The following is a 16,518-nucleotide window of genomic DNA, read 5'->3' as shown; positions in this document are numbered from 1 at the left end:
TCTTCATTGCGCATTTTGCATAAAATTTGTCTAGAATTGTCAGCAAGTGTTTGTTGGAATTAGTATTACTTACTATAATAAGTGATAAAGATACTCAAAGAGGGCAACTATGACTAAGTCTGAACTGATTGAAAGACTCTGCGCTGAGCAAACACACTTATCAGCGAAAGAGGTAGAGGATGCTGTAAAAGATATTTTAGAGCACATGGCCTCTACGCTAGAGAGCGGTGACCGTATCGAGATCCGCGGCTTTGGTAGTTTTTCTCTTCATTACCGCGAGCCTCGCGTAGGTCGTAACCCTAAAACGGGCGATAAAGTGGAATTGGAAGGTAAATACGTTCCACATTTCAAACCTGGTAAAGAGCTTCGTGAGCGTGTAAATATTGGCTAACGCACTCTTATTAGTTTGAAAAAAGCGGCATACGTTTGTGTATGCCGCTTTTTTGTAATGTATCCAAGCAGTTTACGAAGCGAGCTGTTGATTCTGGCTGTTTTCTTTGCAGCTTTCTACACCCAAGTAACTTTAACTTCTAGGCGTGTCTACAAACTAAGCATCTTGAGGTTACTTGGGTATAGATTATTGCTAATATACGTAGTCTGAAGAAGCATTTTCCTGCATAATCTTACCGACTTACTCCTAGAAGGGTGATGTAAATGAAAATTATAAAAATCGTTGCTGTTTTAGCTCTCTTTTTAATTGCATTGGCGTTAGGTTCCCAAAACCAAGAGCTCGTGACTTTTAACTATCTTCTAGCCAAAGGAGAGTTCCACTTATCTACACTATTAGGTGTGGTATTTGTGGTTGGCTTTGCTTTAGCGTGGGTTATCTTTGGTAGTATCCAGCTGAAAACTCAGCTACAAGTTCGTCGTTTAAAGAAAAAACTGAAAAAGTACGAACCTACAGATGCAAAAAAACCTGCTGATAAGCCAGCCATCGAAAAACAGGCATAAGGATAAGGCTTAACTTTAATGCTTGAACTACTCTTCTTGTTATTGCCTATAGCTGCTGCGTATGGCTGGTATATGGGGCATCGCAGCGCTCAGCAAGACAAGCAGAAGCAATCTCATCAAATCTCTCGTCAGTATATGACGGGTCTTAATCTGCTGCTCTCTGACCAATCAGATAAGGCTGTTGATCACTTTATTGAATTGCTCCAAGTTGATAACGAGACAATCGATACTCACCTTGCGTTGGGTAATTTGTTCCGGTCTCGTGGCGAAGTCGACCGCGCAATCCGAATTCACCAAAATCTCATTTCTCGCTCTGGCTTAACACTGGATCAAAAGAATCTTGCACTTCAACAGTTGGCGAAAGATTACATGGTCTCTGGTTTTCTCGATCGTGCAGAGAAAATCTTCGAACAGTTAGTCGAAGAGCCAGATTACAAAGAAGCGGCCCTTCAGCAATTGGTAACCATTTACCAACAAACGCGTGAATGGGAAAAAGCAATTTATTACGCCAATCAATTGGCTAAGTTGGGTAATAAACGCTCCAGAATGCGTGCGAATATTGCTCATTTTTGGTGTGAAATTGCCATGCTCGACCAAGCCGATGGTAATACTAATAAGGCAATACAGCACTTTAAAAAAGCCCTAGCAGAAGACCCAAAGTGTGTTCGAGCGAGTATTGCTTTGGGACGAATTTATCTAGAGTCTGAAGATTATAAACACACGATAAAATACCTAACGGGTGTGCTTGAGCAAGACAAAGACTTTATCAGCGATGTCTTACCAACCATTGCAGAGTGCTACCATCATTTGGGCCAGGAAGATGAACTTGTAGAGTTTCTGCGAGCTTGTATTGATAAGAAAGCAGGCGTATCAGCCGAGTTAATGTTGGCTCAGTTGGTTGCTCACCACGAGAACGTAGGGGCTGCACAAGAGCTGCTGACCAAACAGCTGCTGAAAAATCCAACCATGAAGGGTTTTTATCGATTAATTGACTACCATATTGCTGAAGCAGAAGACGGGCGCGCGAAGGACAGTCTATCGACGCTACAAGCGATGGTGGGTGAACAGTTAAAAGTGAAACCACACTACCGATGCCGGAAGTGTGGGTTTTCTACTCATTCCCTTTATTGGCACTGCCCATCCTGTAAAGGGTGGGGGACGATTAAGCCAATCCGCGGATTGGATGGTGAATAATTTTAATGCAGCTGGCAGAATTTCTGTCCGCTGCATTTTTTTAACTTTTTATTTAATAAGAACCAAAATAGTTAGGAGATGAAATGATCGACCAAAAAGTTATTGTCGCACTGGATTATGATAACCAAGCAGACGCACTTGCGTTTGTAGATAGAATTGATCCTGCGTCATGTCGCCTAAAAGTTGGCAAGGAAATGTTTACGCTATTTGGTCCTGATTTCGTACGTGAACTCCACAAACGTGGTTTTTCAGTCTTCCTGGATTTGAAATTTCACGATATTCCAAATACGTGTTCTAAGGCGGTCCGCGCAGCCGCAGAATTAGGGGTTTGGATGGTGAATGTGCATGCGAGCGGTGGGGAGCGCATGATGACGGCATCACGTGAAATTCTTGAGCCATACGGTAAAGATCGCCCACTTCTGATTGGAGTAACGGTACTAACCAGTATGGAACAAAGTGATTTAGCGGGTATTGGTTTGAACGTTGCGCCTCAGGATCAAGTTATTCGTCTGGCGACATTGACCAAAAACGCTGGTTTAGATGGTGTCGTATGTTCAGCTCAAGAGTCTTCATTGCTTAAGAGCGAACTTGGTCAAGACTTTAAGTTAGTTACACCAGGAATCCGACCTGCTGGCTCTGAGCAAGGTGACCAGCGCCGTATCATGACACCAGTAGAGGCTATTCAGTCAGGCTCTGACTATCTTGTTATTGGGCGTCCAATTACTCAAGCTGTGGATCCTGCTGCAGTGTTGAAATCGATCAATGATAGCTTGTCTAGTATGTAAGCACAGTCTTGTATTGTATAAAGAAAGGTGAGGCTGTGATGCCTCACCTTTTTTGTATCTAATAAAAATACCAACCGTAGTAAGCAACTGCTCATTTTTACCAGTTATATCTGCTCGCTTACTTGCTTGCTTTAATTGGTGTAGGGGGGATCTTATTCGGATAAAGGTTCTACGGTTTATTATGAGGAAAGTAGGGCTTGGTACTATATCGATCACACTTTTGTAACATAACTCACTGTGATGCATAGAAAATGCGACCATGTATTATTGATGACTTGCGTTACAAAAGCCTAAAGAATACTATGGCGAAGATGCATTCACTGCGTTGTAAGGTCTAGGATGACCTAGTGAAACTCTTTGAAATTAATATAGAAGCTGGCAGGAAGTCACTTCATATTACGCTCCTATTATTTCCTATCTGCGTATTTTCTATTTGCAGCTTTCACACGCCGTCTTCCTTGCTACGACCTTAATCGCAAACACAACAAGGAAGAAACATGACTAAAAAACTGCCATTTTCAGTACTTGCAACATTGACCGCTGCCAGTTTTCAACTGAGTGCGGCAGAGCTACCTGCTGATATAGAATGGATTTCAAATAACAATGAACCTCTGTTCGCCTCTGAAGAAGCGGTACGAAGTGGTACTTATCGTACTTACATTCAGAGCTTTCCTCAGACATTACGAAGTGTTGGTCCAGATGCGAACTCCGGCTTGCGCCAATATTTAATGGATGGTTCACCAAAGCTTGCTCAGCGTCATCCAAATACTGGTAAATGGATCCCCCAACTTGCTAAGTCATGGGCATTTGGAGAGGACAACAAAACCGTATTCTTTAAGCTTGATGAAACGGCCGAGTGGTCAGATGGTGAAAAAATTACGGCAGATGATTACGTCTTTATGATGAAGTACTACACGTCAAAAGACATTATCGACCCGTGGTATAACGACTTCTTCACGAACAGCGTTGTTGGTGTTGAAAAAATTGACGACTACACGATCAAAGTCAATCTTGCTGTAGCTCAAAGTCATGACTCGCTCATGGTTATGATTAACATGCCGAGTAATGGTTTTCAGCCTCGTCCGGAACACTTCTTTGAAGGAGAAAAGGACGCAAATAACGATGGCATGCCTGATAACTTTGTCAGAAAGTTCAACTTTAAATCTGAGCCAACTGCAGCGCCTTACTACATTGATAAAGTGAAGAAAGGTAAGAGCGTGACATTCAAACACGTCGGTGAAGATTGGTGGGGGTATAACAACCGCTACTATAAAAACCGCTACAACGTAGAAAAAGTCCGCATTAAGGTGATTCGCGATCCTGATATTGCCATGAAGCACTTTGAAAAAGGTAACTTAGATTACTTTGAGATGGTGCTACCAAGCTTTTGGCATGACAAAACCGATAGTGATGTGTACAAAAAAGGCTATATCCAAAAGTACTGGGGCTTTAACGAAGCACCACAAGGCGCTGGTGGCCTTTGGATGAACACCGCGATGCCGATGTTGGATAACCTAGAAGTGCGCAAAGGCGTTATGGCAGCCACTGACTATGACGGCATGATTGAAAATATCATGCGTGGAGATTATTCACGTAAACCACATGGACTCGGCTTTGGTCATGGCGAATACGATGATCCTAACAATACACCGCCTAAGTTTGATGCCGATGCGGCGGTTAAACATTTCGAAAAAGCGGGCTTTGACAAAGTTGGCGCAGATGGTATTCGTGTCAATGACAAGGGCCAACGCCTGAGCTTTGCTATCACCTATGGATACAACTCTTGGACACCGCGTATTGCGTACTTGAAAGAGCAAGCGAAACTTGCTGGTCTTGAGTTCACGTTAAACTTGGTTGATGGTTCATCTGCGTTTAAATACATTCTTGAGAAAAAGCATCAGTTAGCGTTCTTGAATATGGGTTCTGGTGAGATTCCTGCGTATTGGGAATACCTGCACTCTGATAATGCTAATCGACCACAAACGAATGCTCACACCAACTACAGCAGCCCTGAGTTGGACAAGTTGATTGAAGCTTATGACTCTGAGTTTGATCAGGAGAAGCGTTACGATTTATCGCATCAAATCCAAAACTATGTCAGCAAAGCGAATATCATCGTTCCTGGATACATGGTGCCTTATTCTCGAGTTGCGCATTGGCGCTGGGTTAAAATTCCTAAAGATGGCATGACAAAAGCGACAGAATGGGTGCTTCATCCAATGGATATTGGTAATTTCTGGATCGATAGCAAAGTAAAAGAAGAGACTGAGGAAGCGATGGACGAGGGTAAAACCTTCCCAGAGACAACGGTCATTGATGATCGCTACAAGTTGTAACTCCACAACTTAGCGGCGATAAAAATGAAAGCCCCGGTAATTAAGTTACAGGGGCTTTTTTATTTTTACTTAACTAAGTAGGACGCTTCTAAAAGGTAGGTTTTCACATCACCAAGCAAAGAGAAGGCCTTGTCGATGGTTTTAAATCGCTCATCAAGTGAGTCACTAGATATAAGTTGGCTGAACGTTTTTACCGAGAAAGCTTCGTTTGCTTTAAAGAACTGATGCACATTTTCAAGTTGAACTTTATGAATATGCTCCACCTTATTTAGGGCGGTGGTTAAATCGGAAATGTTAATCGACATTGCTACTCAAGAACCTTATCAACAAGACCTCTACATAAGGTCATAGGATGGGGCTTTATATTTTGCCGTAGAGTAGCACCAAAGAACGGATTGCAGTCTGACTAAGATCAATTTGTCTCGCTTGATTATCTACATCTATTTCGATCGAAAAAACTTCTTGCAGCACAAAAAAGGGAAGCAACTTGCTTCCCTGTAATTAACATCGATCTTAGATTTTTTTGGCAATCTCCGAAGTCATTTCTTCCAACCCGACGGACAGTGCGTCGACAAGTGCTCCATAGCCTTCGTCCTGTAGAGGCTGAGAGATTTGTATTGGTGCACTGTTTTCTACCTTACCTTCAGCATTGATGAGTAACCATTCCCCCTCAATTTCGATATTGCCTTTGTAGCTACCATTAAATTTATTTAACGTAAGCTGTAGTTTGGCTTCACCATTTTGATCCAACAGGTTGTTCATTTCAGTCGGCCAGTAATGAGTCTGTTTGTGGCGTAGTTCTGTGACGACTCTCTGAGTGATTTGCTCGGAAATACTATGCGCCCATTGATTGTTTCTTGCCTGGATAACTTGAGTCTCAGAGGTTCGGTAAACGATACCACTGTCGTTTAAATAACTTGCCAGTTTTACTGGACGAACAACTAAAGTAGGGCGCTGTGAGATATCAGAAGAGCTCAGCGTCACTGGTTCCGCCTTAGGTAGAAGGTACAAAGCCCCTTTAGTTTCTGGAGCGCTACTGCAACCCGTTAGACCGACAAATAGAGCGATAGACAAAAAGAATACTCGTTTCATTAGTTTTGGCCTTTAACTGGGATTGGGTCACTGATTTCATCTTCTCCAAACACGAGAGAGTTTGGCTTTTCGTTTAGCTGTTTAAGTACGGGTTTAAACTCTGTCATCACGCTTTCTAGTTCTTTGAGCGTGGCTTCCATTTCATTGTACATGGTTGAGTTTGGTCCATAACCATCGAGTGTTTTTTGCAACTGCTGCAAGCTTTGGCGAATATCTGTTGGGATCTCTTGCGTCTCTTTTTGATTTAAAAGTTTATCAATACTGTCCGCGACACGTTCTGCTGACGCCAACGTCTTTTCCGACGTTTTTAACGTTGAATTGAGAGAGTTAAGCGTTTCTTCCATTGGTAAGCTATTAATCTTATTTAGGAAGTCATTGACTTGGCGCTGGACTTGGGCAAAACCACCACGCATGGTTGGGAAAACATCTAAACCTTCAAATTCACTTGGAACGTACTGATCATCATTAGGGTAAAAGTCTGCATCAATATAAAGCGCACCAGTTAACAAGTTACCAGTCTTTAAGGTGCCACGGAGACCGCGAGCAAACTCTTCCTTCAACTTCTCTTTGAACATAGATAAAGATTGGGATTCTAAATCTCCGTACACTCGACCGAGCTCAACGCGCACCAAAACAGGAATTTTTTTCGCAGAGAAGTTTTCTTCTGGTGTTGGTAAACGCATCGGTACTCTCGTTACGGTACCAATACGAAGACCGCGGTACTCAACAGGCGCATTCGCTTTTAAGCCACGTACAGATTCATCAAATAACATGACGAACTCAATGTAGTCATCGTACATACCCTCTCTCAGCTGCTTAATATCATCGTACAAGCGGAAATTAACCATGTCTTCTGTGAGTTGTTCACCGGACTCAAGACCTGGAACGGTATCGAAGGTAACGCCACCCGTTAGCATGCTCTCTAGCGAGCCAAACTTAACTTCAAACCCTTCGGCATTGAGCTGTAAATCAACACCAGAATTCAGCCAAAATTTAGTACGAGTGCGCACTAAGCTGTCATAAGGTTTGAAAATAAAGAGTTGATACAGCGCCTTGCGAGTATCAACATCAAAGCTGGTTTTCTCTACACGACCAACGGTAAAGCCTTTATAAATAACCGGGTCACCAACACCTAGTTTGCCAGCTTCGCGGTGCGTTAATACAAGACGCAGGCCTTCTGCATCAGGAGAAGCGACCGGTGGCACATCTAATACCGTAAAGTGCTCCTTTTCTACTTTAGATTTACCCGGCTGAAGTTGGATATAAGCGCCAGAGAGCAAGGTCTCTAAACCTGAAACACCATCACGGCCAATACGAGGCTTCACCACCCAGAACATGGTGTCATCTCGCAGCATGCGCTTCGCGTCTTTATTCATCTGCGCCTTAGCGATGATGTGATCGTAGTTTTCACTGAGAGTGACTTCGGTAATCAGACCGACTTTAACATTCAATGCTCGGATCTCGGTTTTACCAACCTCAATCCCATCTGCGGTTGGCAGTTGGAGAGTAATTTGTGGGCCTGTACTGTTGATGTATTGGAACAGCATCCACGCTCCCATGGCTAGCGCAAGGATCGGTACAATCCAGATCGCAGAAATCTGCTTTTGCGGTTTTATTTGAGCGGTTACGTTGTTCTCATCACTCATATTTGGCTTTCTCGTTTAAGTTGTCAGAAATCGGCTCCTGCACTTCGTTTTGTGGCAACTGCCACAACAAACGTGAGTCAAATATCATTGCAGAAAGCATGGTGAAAATGACCACTGCCGCGAAAGAGAGTGCAGCAGGGCCTGGATAAATCGCCATTAAGTTTTGCAACTGAACCAGTGCAACTAAGATGGCAACGACAAAGATATCGATCATGGACCAGCGACCAATAAACTCAGTTAAGCGGTATATCTTTAAGCGTGAAATACTTTCTTCAGGAGGAAGATATCGCGCTTTTTGCGCATTGTAATACAGCCACGCGAGTGCCAGCATTTTCGCCATTGGAATGAATACGCTAGCAAAGAAAATTACCATCGCAATAGGGTAAGAACCTAAATGCCAAAGCAGTATTACCCCTTCCATGATAGTTGAACCTTCTGAATGTCCAAGGCTTACGGTATACATCATTGGATAAAGATTCGCGGGTATATAGAAAATGACTGACGCAAACAAAAGCGCCCAAGCTTTTTGTAAATTATCTGCTGGGTTGTATTTATGAATAGGGCTTTTACAACGAATGCAGTATTGGTGCTTTTTCGCTTCAATTGGGTTGAGTTGGTGACACGTATGGCAACCAATATGGTTGTGGTTATGGTGCGTATCGCCCTCATTTACATCGGGCAGCACGATGGCTGGAATGAAGTGTCCCCAGAGCCAGCTTTTGTCAACCATAGAAATACATTTGACTACCAGTACGGTATAAACGCAGAACGCCCAGAATGAAGTCCCCATTCCAATGTCTGCCAGAGAAGCGATTTTAATTAAGCTGACTAATAGGCCAATCAAGAATACATCGACCATCAGCCAGGGTTCGACTCGAAACAGAAGGCGACATAAAACTTTCGCCATTCGTTGCTGTTTTTTGGATGGCGTATGTTTACGCGCTTTTAATGCTTCGAGATGAAGAAAGAGTATGAGACCGACATAGATAGCAGGCAATACGACGACCGTTGCGAGAAGTAACACACCTAAAAGTACATTTTGAAATTCAGCCAGCATTTTGGCTGCATGCAGTAAGGTGATTTCTTGCGATAGCCCTTGCACACTGAACGACATAAAAGGGAAAGAAATGCTTAACACCAACATGATCAAACATGCCGATGAAATGGCGATCACGCTTTGATAGGGCTTAGCATTCACTTTTGTCAGAGAATGTGCGCATCGAGGACATTGAGCTTTTTGCCCTTGATCGATATCGGGAATACGAACAACAAGGCCGCATTCTTCGCATGAAATTAACTGACGGGAATTAGGTTGAATACTCATCGGGTAGGTTTTGGATTCATTTGTCCTAAGAATACTCTTTTTTCATTAGACACGCTTGTTTTGATTCAGGAGTTTACGAGTTTCTTACTTTTGGCATCATAGTATATGGAAGCTCTAAGATATAAACAAAGTCGCGTTTGGCGCATTATTTTACTGCGAAGATTGGTATGTTGGAAGCCGAAAACTACTTAACGTTGCTGGTTTGGAGGGGGGCAGTGATTGCTTCAGGAGAGTAAAACAACCCTGCCCAGAGAGCCTGAGCAGGGAGGTGGGAGCACTGGTATTTAAGATGAATGGTTGTCTTTTACTCGACGGTACCGCTCTTGAAAGCATTCGAGCCGACTTGCTTACCACTAATTGTTTTTCCGTAATAGCCTTGATGTTGGTGATATCTCTCTGCGTTTGCGCCCACGTTGCCTTTAAATCGAGGATCTTGTGGACGCTCGTGGCTATTGACATATGCCGCGACATCCCACGCTTCTTGTTTGCTTAACTGGACACTTTTCCCAAGCGGCATGTTTTCGTAAATAAAATAGGCCGCGGTGTTAATCCGGTGCATACCTGCACCCCAGTTATACGCATATTCGCCCCAAAGTGGTGGAATGTATGAATGACCGTCGGTGCTTTTGATACCCGAGCCGTCGGCGCGATGACAAGCCTCACAGTTCTTTTTGTAGACCAGTGCGCCTCGCTCTGGTGATGGTTCTTGCTCAGGGGCGGCGATTTTTGGGTAGCCACGTCCAGAGAGATTACCTCGCTTTTCAATTGGTAATGCTTGTGCGATGGCTTCTGGCAACGGGAAGTCTTTTACTTTTCCACCTACTTGCAACGCTTTTGCGTCTAGCTCTGGAACGGGTTCATCCGCCATACCATGTTTGTCAAGCAAGCCGCCCATTGTTAACCAATAAGCGTAAGCGCTGAGGGCAACAATTTCGGGTGAGTCGTAAGCGGGGGCTTTGCCGTTCATGGAGTATTCGAAGCAACCTTGAATACGGTCTGCGTAGCTGTTTACGCGATCGTTTTTCTTGCGATAAGCCGGGTAGGCCATGTACGCCGCCCACAGCGGTGCTGCATTGGCTTTTCGTCCTGCTTCCATATGGCAGTTCACACAGTTTTGCTCATTGCCAACGTATTTGCCGCGCATCTGTTGCGAGTTAACAAAGAGCGAGTAACCACGTTTTACTTGCTCACCAAATGCGGTGTTTGGAATTTTACTCAGATCGCGAGGCTGCAAATATTCACCGTGATTTTCTTTTTTCACAGCTGGCAGTTCAGTTTGACGATCCGGCAGTGGCTCGTTGGCCAAAGTAGCAGCAGAGATGAGAGGTAATGCGAACAAAGAATAGAAACGTTTCATGTCTGCTCCTAGTAACGTAATGAGGCAAAGTAGTAGGAAAGGTTTTCAATCTCTTCGTCAGTGAGATTTTTCGCGATAGTACCCATCATATTGAGCGGGTCACCACTGCGAGTGTCGTTTTTCCATGCCATCAATTGCGTTTTTAAGTAATCAGCATGTTGGCTTGCGAGGCGAGGGAATTTGTCGACGCCCATTCCGCTGGCTCCATGACAAGTCGCGCAAGCTGGAATGTTTCTATCCCAATCGCCTTGGAAAATTAATTTACGATACGGGTTACGAATGTCGGCTTGGTCGCCGCGTTGCTCTGGGTTAGTGAACTCGTAGCTTGGAAGGTTAGCAAAGTAATCCATGACTTCTTTACGAACGGCAGGATCGCTAAGCTCCTTCGCCATGCCTTGCATGACTACATTTTGGCGTTCACCACTAAGGAATAGTTCGATTTGAGTGTTGAGATAATTCGCGTTTAAACCAGCGATCATCGGAGCGATATTTGGCTGCCCCATGCCATCTTGGCCGTGACAACCACTACACACGCTGGCTTTTTCCGGAATAGACGAGGCGCTTGCGCCCATAGTGGTGGCTAGCAAACAGGCTGTCACCACAGGAAGAATCTTTGACATGCTGACTCACTTTAATTGTTATTAATATGTCCAAGTGCTACTTGGTAGTCACTGGGACGATATTGTCGGCCTTGTCAATAAGGAAAGGTATTGTGGATTTCCACATATTTAGAGGATGTGAAGAGCTGCTAAATGGCAGCTCTTCAGGTTTGGTTGTCTACTAAGCTTTGCGGATTTTGGCTGGTAATGATTGACGAGCCGCGGCTCCTACCACCCAGTCTAACAACACGCCTTTCCCTTCTCGGGTTGGGTCAATTAATCCGATGTCGTTAATGTTGACACCATCTTGGCTGCGAGTTTTTACGGGTTGCTGTTTATCGCCGATCCAGTGCGAGCGTTGTCCTAGCTCGGTATGACCAAACCCATGTTCAAATCCTAGTGTGCCAGGGCGAATCCCGCTGACTATCATCGCAAGTGCTTTGGTGCTTGCAGATGGAGTCTCGATAACAAACTCATCACCCGTTTTAATGCCTGCGCGTTCGGCATCGATTGGATGGATGTATACTGGGTTTACGCCTTTTATCGAGTTCAACCTTGGCGATAGGTTCGATACTGCACTGTGAATGTTGGATTTAAAGTTAGTCAGGCTGAAAGGCCATTCTGAGCTTGGGAAGTGGTCTTCCATTGGTGTGCCGTCGGCCATTTTTTGTGGATGCCATGTTGGGCAACCGGTGTAGAAATCACCGGTCATGGTGTTTCTTGCGCTGCCGACATGTTCATTCCATATCGCAACTGGTCGTGTCCATTTGTGCTTCATTTGCTCACCTTGATACGCTTCGGTTGCATTTTCAAAGCGTCCACCGCGAGCAAAAATAAACGCCACACGTTTCATCTCATCCGCTGTCAGCGTCTTCTGCATGGCTGGCATTAAACGCTCTAGGCCGGACCACGCAATGTCTTCTGCCGAAACTTCAGGCACGCCGCCTTTCACATACGCTAAGTTTGCCGCGGAACGTAAGTAGAAATCTTCAGCGCTGTGGAGAGCGTGCCAATTCCCTTGCGCATCTTGAATCGCGTTGTCACCAAAGCCGCCTAGTTGCATTTTCTTGGCGACATCAATCAAAAAGTTTTCTAAGCAAATCGAACGACCATCGGCGGTTTTCTCTGTTCGCGCTTCCACAATCGGCCAGCGAGCGGTGACGGTTTTCACCGGAACGTCGTGCCAAGGCGTTGCCATACCCCAGCTTTCGTAAGTAACGGTGTCTGGCACAATGTAATCCGACAACGCGGTGGTTTCGTTAATGAATGCATCAACAGACACAATCAAACCGAGCTGCTTTGGATCTTTAAGCTTGTTTTCCAGCAGTGTTTTCAAACCGGGTACACCATACATCGGGTTCGCCATGTGGTTGATCCACGCTTTAACGCGATATGGATAACCATCAATAGCCGCAGATAGGTGTTCTGTCAGCAGTGGCGCGGCAAACGGATACCAAGGGGCGCGAGTTGGATAAGGGGATTTTCCTGCCTCAACGCGACGTTTGTATTCGCTGGTTTTGTGGTATGGGAATTTACTGCGCGACAAAAAGACGCCTTTCGGGCCGACTTTGTCAGCAAATTTGGTGAAGTCGTAACGAGGACCCGCAGCGGAAGTTGGGTAGCCACCCGCTTTAGCCATAGCGCCGCCTTTCATATTTATGTTACCAATCAACGCATTGAGCATCATGATGGTAAACGAGTTATAGAACCCATTGGTGTGCATGTTGCCACCGTGGGTATCGACCACCGCTTTTGTTCCGTGACTGGTGAAGCGCTTTGCTAGTTCAACAATTTGTTCGACAGGGATTTCACATTGTTGGCTGTAGAACTCAAGACTGTATTTGAACGCCTCTTCTTTGAGTCTTTGTAGGGAAGATTTTACGCGCACTTTGCCTGATGCAAGCGAAACCGTTTTATCGACAAACAGTGCCGCTTCTCCTGTCTGGGTATGAACACCAAATTCGCCGCTTTGATCATCCACTATGACGTACGGATCGGAATCAGACAACGCTTCGCCCTCAAATGGCAGGTTCAGATCAGATGCGCGTAAAAACGTGCCGTTTCTCGGGTGCTGATTATCGCTTATCACGAGATGCGTAGCATTACACCAGTGCGCGGTGCCAGCTCGTTTCATTGCGTTCGCCCCCGGTTGGGCTAAGAAGGTTTTGTTGTAGCGTTGGTTTTCGATGATCCACTGGATCATGCCAAGCACGAGGGCAGAGTCGGTGCCTGGTTTGATTGGTACCCAGCGGTTGTTGTCACCGGCAGCCAAGCTCGATGAACCCGCAGGTAAACTTGGTGTGATGATGGTGTATTCCAAGCTACCTTCTGTTCGCGCATTGGCGAGTTGGCGTGCTTGACGCTTAAAAGGGTTACCCGCTTGAGCAGGCGACATACCGATGAAGATAATGTATTCGGCATTATCAAAGTCTGGCTTTAAGTGTGCGTTCTTATCTAAATCGTTCATAAATGCGCCGCTGCCAGCACGAAATGCATAGCCGCAGTAAGAGCCATGATGCCCAAAGTTACGCGTACCATAGCTGTTGAACGCGAAGCGTTTGAATATGTCGTCTCGGCCTTCGTTACCAGCGTTGGTCATTAACAATTGGTTGGCTTTCGGTCCATATTCTGGGTTTTCAGGATCAACGGGCGTTGTTAAATCGCGAATATCGCGTAAGCCATCAACATGGCCTTCACCAAATAAATCACCACCTTCAACGACTTCTTCTATCAATTGCTCGTAGCTGATCGGAACCCATTTTCCTTCGCCGCGTTTGCCAACTCGTTTCAGCGGCTGAGTAATGCGGTACGGGCTGTTGCGAATTTCTAACATCCCATTGCCACGTGCGCATGCTGTTGAACGACCTTCAAGGCCTGCTTCTCCTGCCAAACTTAAATAAGCATCTTTGACTGGCGTTTCGAATGGAATGTGTTGCTGATGAGACAATGGGTGATATGGGTTGCCAGTGATGCGCAAGATCTCGTCGTTACGGTTATCAATGCGCACACGCAACCCGCACAGTGACCAACAGCCAAAGCACATGGATGGAGCAACACGCTGGTTTGGATTTGGGATCAGATTACCTTGGTCATTGACGGCGTATTCTGGTTCGAGGGAATTGCCGTGGTGAATATCGTGGGTCTTTTGTCCAGCAGTGCCTTCCAGCGCACCTTCTACCATGTGTTTGGTGGTGGTGGCGTAACCTGCAGCGAATGCGCCAAGCCCACCCACTGCAATGCCTGATTTCAAAAACTGACGGCGTTTGTTATCCATGATGAAATCCTCTTTGATTAGCGTTCAGTTAAGGTGAGTGATGAGGCTTTTACTTCTATATTTCGTTTTGGTTGAACCAGCTCTGATCCGAGCAGTGCCATTGCAAGCCATAATCCGAGCATGCCGATAATGCCTATCCAGCCATTTCCATCCATAGTGAGTTGGTATGGATACAGCCCTGCATCGAACTTGGCGATGGTTTGTACTTCCATGATGGTGAACCAGCGAATCAGCCACGCGCTTGCCAATGCGGCAGCAGACACAAAGCCGAGCCCTATGACGTGACGAAATCTGGCTGATGTGGACTTTTGGGTATCGCGCAAGAAGATGAAGGCGAGCAAAACACAACCTAAAACGACAAAAGTGAGCAAGGCAATGTTGTGCATCCATTGTTCGCTAGAATAGAGCGAAAATGCGGAATTGTTGGATGCCCAAATGGGTAGCAGTATCAGCGTTAATACACCGCTCGTTACCACCGATTTTTTCAGTAAATTAGTATCGCCAGATGTCAGCGTCTTTGACTGACTAGGCAGCAAGAGCCAAATCAGCAGAGCGAAGCCGACTGCGCCCATAAAAGCAGTAACAAACCAAAGAATCGGTGACGCTGGTTGGTGCCATAACGAGCGTGATTTTACGACCGCAATTTCAGCGCCTGTGTAGACTGCAATGGTTATGCCTGATAGCACCGTGATGGCAGACACCATAAGCATGGCTCTACGAGATAGCGCCCATTCACCCAGTGACAGCTTTGAAATTAGAGGCAGTACTTTCCCTGGCTGATTACGTAAGTTGATCAGATTCTGGCGGAGATACAGCCATGCAGTCACTACCGCTAAACCTGAGAAAACAGGCAAGAAAAGCGACCCTAAAGACATCCATGACCACGGCGTGATGTGCGCGTAAAAATGCCATGCGCGTCCCGGTTGGTGTAAATCACCAGTTAATGCTAATGGTCCCACGATGGCGCCGATGGCTAGCGTCAGCACAAGCGCAGCGCGCAGTCTGTGACTGGTGTGTTTTTCAAATAATAGGGCGATTAGGAATAAAACAGCAGCCGCATAAGCCGAACCGATGTAGAAGAAATACTGTACCGCCCACGGGAGCCAAGCCATCGCTTGAGGTTGGACTAACACTTCGGTGATGTTCATGCGCGATCTCCTTGTGGGTCGTAAATAGCTGGTTGTCCGTCGATATGGCTGGTAAAGCGTTCATCCATGCCGATATAAAACACGTGTGGATTGGTACCTTCATTGGGTTTCAGCACTTTGATGTCGTCTTGGTGCTTCGCAATTAAGCGGCGGACTTCACTTGATGGATCATTCAAATCACCAATCACACGCGCACCGCCAACACAGGTTTCCACGCAGGCAGGCAATAGACCTTGTTCTAGGCGGTGAGCGCAGAAGGTGCATTTGTCTGCGGTGAGGGTGTCCTCATTGATAAAACGCGCATCGTAAGGGCAGGCTTGTACACAATACGCACACGCTACGCAGCGACTGTTATCCACCATGACGATGCCATCTTCTCGCTGAAAGGTTGCTTGAACTGGACAAACGGCTACGCACGGCGGGTTTTCACAGTGATTACAAAGGCGAGGGAGCATAAAGGCTTTCGCTTCTTGTGTGGTTGTGGAACCGTCATTGAGCGTGACTTCGTACTGCTTTACTGTGGTTCGGAACTGACCGATAGGTGCTTGGTTTTCAATGCTGCAACCCACGGTGCAAGCCTGGCATCCGACGCACTTTCGTAAATCCACCACCATGGCATAACGTTTCCCCACTTGTCCTTTTCGATCGGCGGACTGGTTATTGCGAATAATGTTTCCCGCGGTTGCCGTGCCAATGCCCGCGACTGGAATTAACGCGGCTCCAGCTGTGACCGCGCTGAGAAAGCGACGTTTGGTGGAATCCATAACTCACCTGCTTTTTTGTTGTATTTGAATTGACTGATTCCATTGTGA

At 45.7% G+C, this 16,518-nt stretch carries 14 protein-coding genes; 5 read left to right on the top strand and 9 right to left on the bottom strand.

The window, feature by feature from the left end; all coding sequences use genetic code 11:
- Window positions 1–109: 109 nt before the first annotated feature.
- The 5 genes from ihfB (at window position 110) to NDJ01_RS00715 (ending at window position 5,266) form a co-directional block, all read left to right on the top strand.
- Window positions 110–391: an integration host factor subunit beta gene (gene ihfB, locus NDJ01_RS00735; RefSeq protein ID WP_005385816.1), complete on the top strand. Its 282-nt coding sequence runs from the start codon at window positions 110–112 to the stop codon at window positions 389–391.
- Window positions 392–654: 263 nt separating this feature from the next.
- The gene (locus NDJ01_RS00730; RefSeq protein ID WP_258586087.1) at window positions 655–951 is read left to right on the top strand and encodes a LapA family protein; all 297 of its coding nucleotides are present in this window, start codon (window positions 655–657) and stop codon (window positions 949–951) included.
- An 18-nt stretch (window positions 952–969) separates the two neighbouring features.
- Window positions 970–2,145 carry a lipopolysaccharide assembly protein LapB gene (gene lapB, locus NDJ01_RS00725; protein WP_005376665.1) on the top strand — a complete coding sequence of 392 codons (1,176 nt, stop codon included), beginning with the start codon at window positions 970–972 and terminating at the stop codon, window positions 2,143–2,145.
- Window positions 2,146–2,228: 83 nt separating this feature from the next.
- Entirely contained in the window at window positions 2,229–2,930 is a 702-nt protein-coding gene (gene pyrF / locus NDJ01_RS00720; protein WP_145473689.1) for an orotidine-5'-phosphate decarboxylase, read from the top strand.
- 497 nt (window positions 2,931–3,427) lie between these two features.
- On the top strand, window positions 3,428–5,266 hold the full coding sequence (locus tag NDJ01_RS00715; protein ID WP_258586086.1) for an extracellular solute-binding protein: 1,839 nt from the start codon (window positions 3,428–3,430) through the stop codon (window positions 5,264–5,266).
- 65 nt (window positions 5,267–5,331) lie between these two features.
- Here NDJ01_RS00715 and NDJ01_RS00710 read toward each other — a convergent pair whose 3' ends face one another.
- The 9 genes from NDJ01_RS00710 to dsrO all read right to left on the bottom strand — a co-directional run bounded on the left by NDJ01_RS00710 (window position 5,332) and on the right by dsrO (window position 16,470).
- Window positions 5,332–5,571, bottom strand: a complete 240-nt coding sequence (locus tag NDJ01_RS00710) for a hypothetical protein (RefSeq protein ID WP_005397103.1) — start codon at window positions 5,569–5,571, stop codon at window positions 5,332–5,334.
- A 208-nt stretch (window positions 5,572–5,779) separates the two neighbouring features.
- On the bottom strand, window positions 5,780–6,358 hold the full coding sequence (locus NDJ01_RS00705) for a membrane integrity-associated transporter subunit PqiC (RefSeq protein WP_047010031.1): 579 nt from the start codon (window positions 6,356–6,358) through the stop codon (window positions 5,780–5,782).
- The gene (pqiB, locus tag NDJ01_RS00700) at window positions 6,358–8,004 is read right to left on the bottom strand and encodes an intermembrane transport protein PqiB (protein ID WP_047010030.1); all 1,647 of its coding nucleotides are present in this window, start codon (window positions 8,002–8,004) and stop codon (window positions 6,358–6,360) included. The genes NDJ01_RS00705 and pqiB overlap by 1 nt, the downstream gene beginning before the upstream one ends.
- Window positions 7,997–9,328, bottom strand: coding sequence for a paraquat-inducible protein A (locus tag NDJ01_RS00695; RefSeq protein ID WP_258586085.1), 1,332 nt, complete (start codon window positions 9,326–9,328; stop codon window positions 7,997–7,999). Before NDJ01_RS00695 ends, pqiB begins: the two co-directional genes overlap by 8 nt.
- Before the next feature lie 304 nt (window positions 9,329–9,632).
- Window positions 9,633–10,685: a c-type cytochrome gene (locus tag NDJ01_RS00690; protein WP_258586084.1), complete on the bottom strand. Its 1,053-nt coding sequence runs from the start codon at window positions 10,683–10,685 to the stop codon at window positions 9,633–9,635.
- Between the two features lie 8 nt (window positions 10,686–10,693).
- The gene (locus NDJ01_RS00685) at window positions 10,694–11,257 is read right to left on the bottom strand and encodes a cytochrome c (RefSeq protein WP_373925339.1); all 564 of its coding nucleotides are present in this window, start codon (window positions 11,255–11,257) and stop codon (window positions 10,694–10,696) included.
- 208 nt (window positions 11,258–11,465) lie between these two features.
- Window positions 11,466–14,558, bottom strand: coding sequence for a tetrathionate reductase subunit A (locus NDJ01_RS00680; RefSeq protein WP_258586083.1), 3,093 nt, complete (start codon window positions 14,556–14,558; stop codon window positions 11,466–11,468).
- A gap of 17 nt (window positions 14,559–14,575) precedes the next feature.
- Window positions 14,576–15,706, bottom strand: coding sequence for an NrfD/PsrC family molybdoenzyme membrane anchor subunit (gene nrfD, locus NDJ01_RS00675; RefSeq protein ID WP_145532908.1), 1,131 nt, complete (start codon window positions 15,704–15,706; stop codon window positions 14,576–14,578).
- The gene (dsrO, locus tag NDJ01_RS00670) at window positions 15,703–16,470 is read right to left on the bottom strand and encodes a sulfate reduction electron transfer complex DsrMKJOP subunit DsrO (protein WP_145532910.1); all 768 of its coding nucleotides are present in this window, start codon (window positions 16,468–16,470) and stop codon (window positions 15,703–15,705) included. Before dsrO ends, nrfD begins: the two co-directional genes overlap by 4 nt.
- Between the last annotated feature and the right edge of the window lie 48 nt (window positions 16,471–16,518).

It is taken from the genome of Vibrio sp. HS-50-1 (genome assembly GCF_024747315.1).
Taxonomy (GTDB): Bacteria; Pseudomonadota; Gammaproteobacteria; order Enterobacterales; family Vibrionaceae; genus Vibrio; species Vibrio diabolicus.
This window is presented reverse-complemented; position numbering and strand designations above follow the sequence as displayed.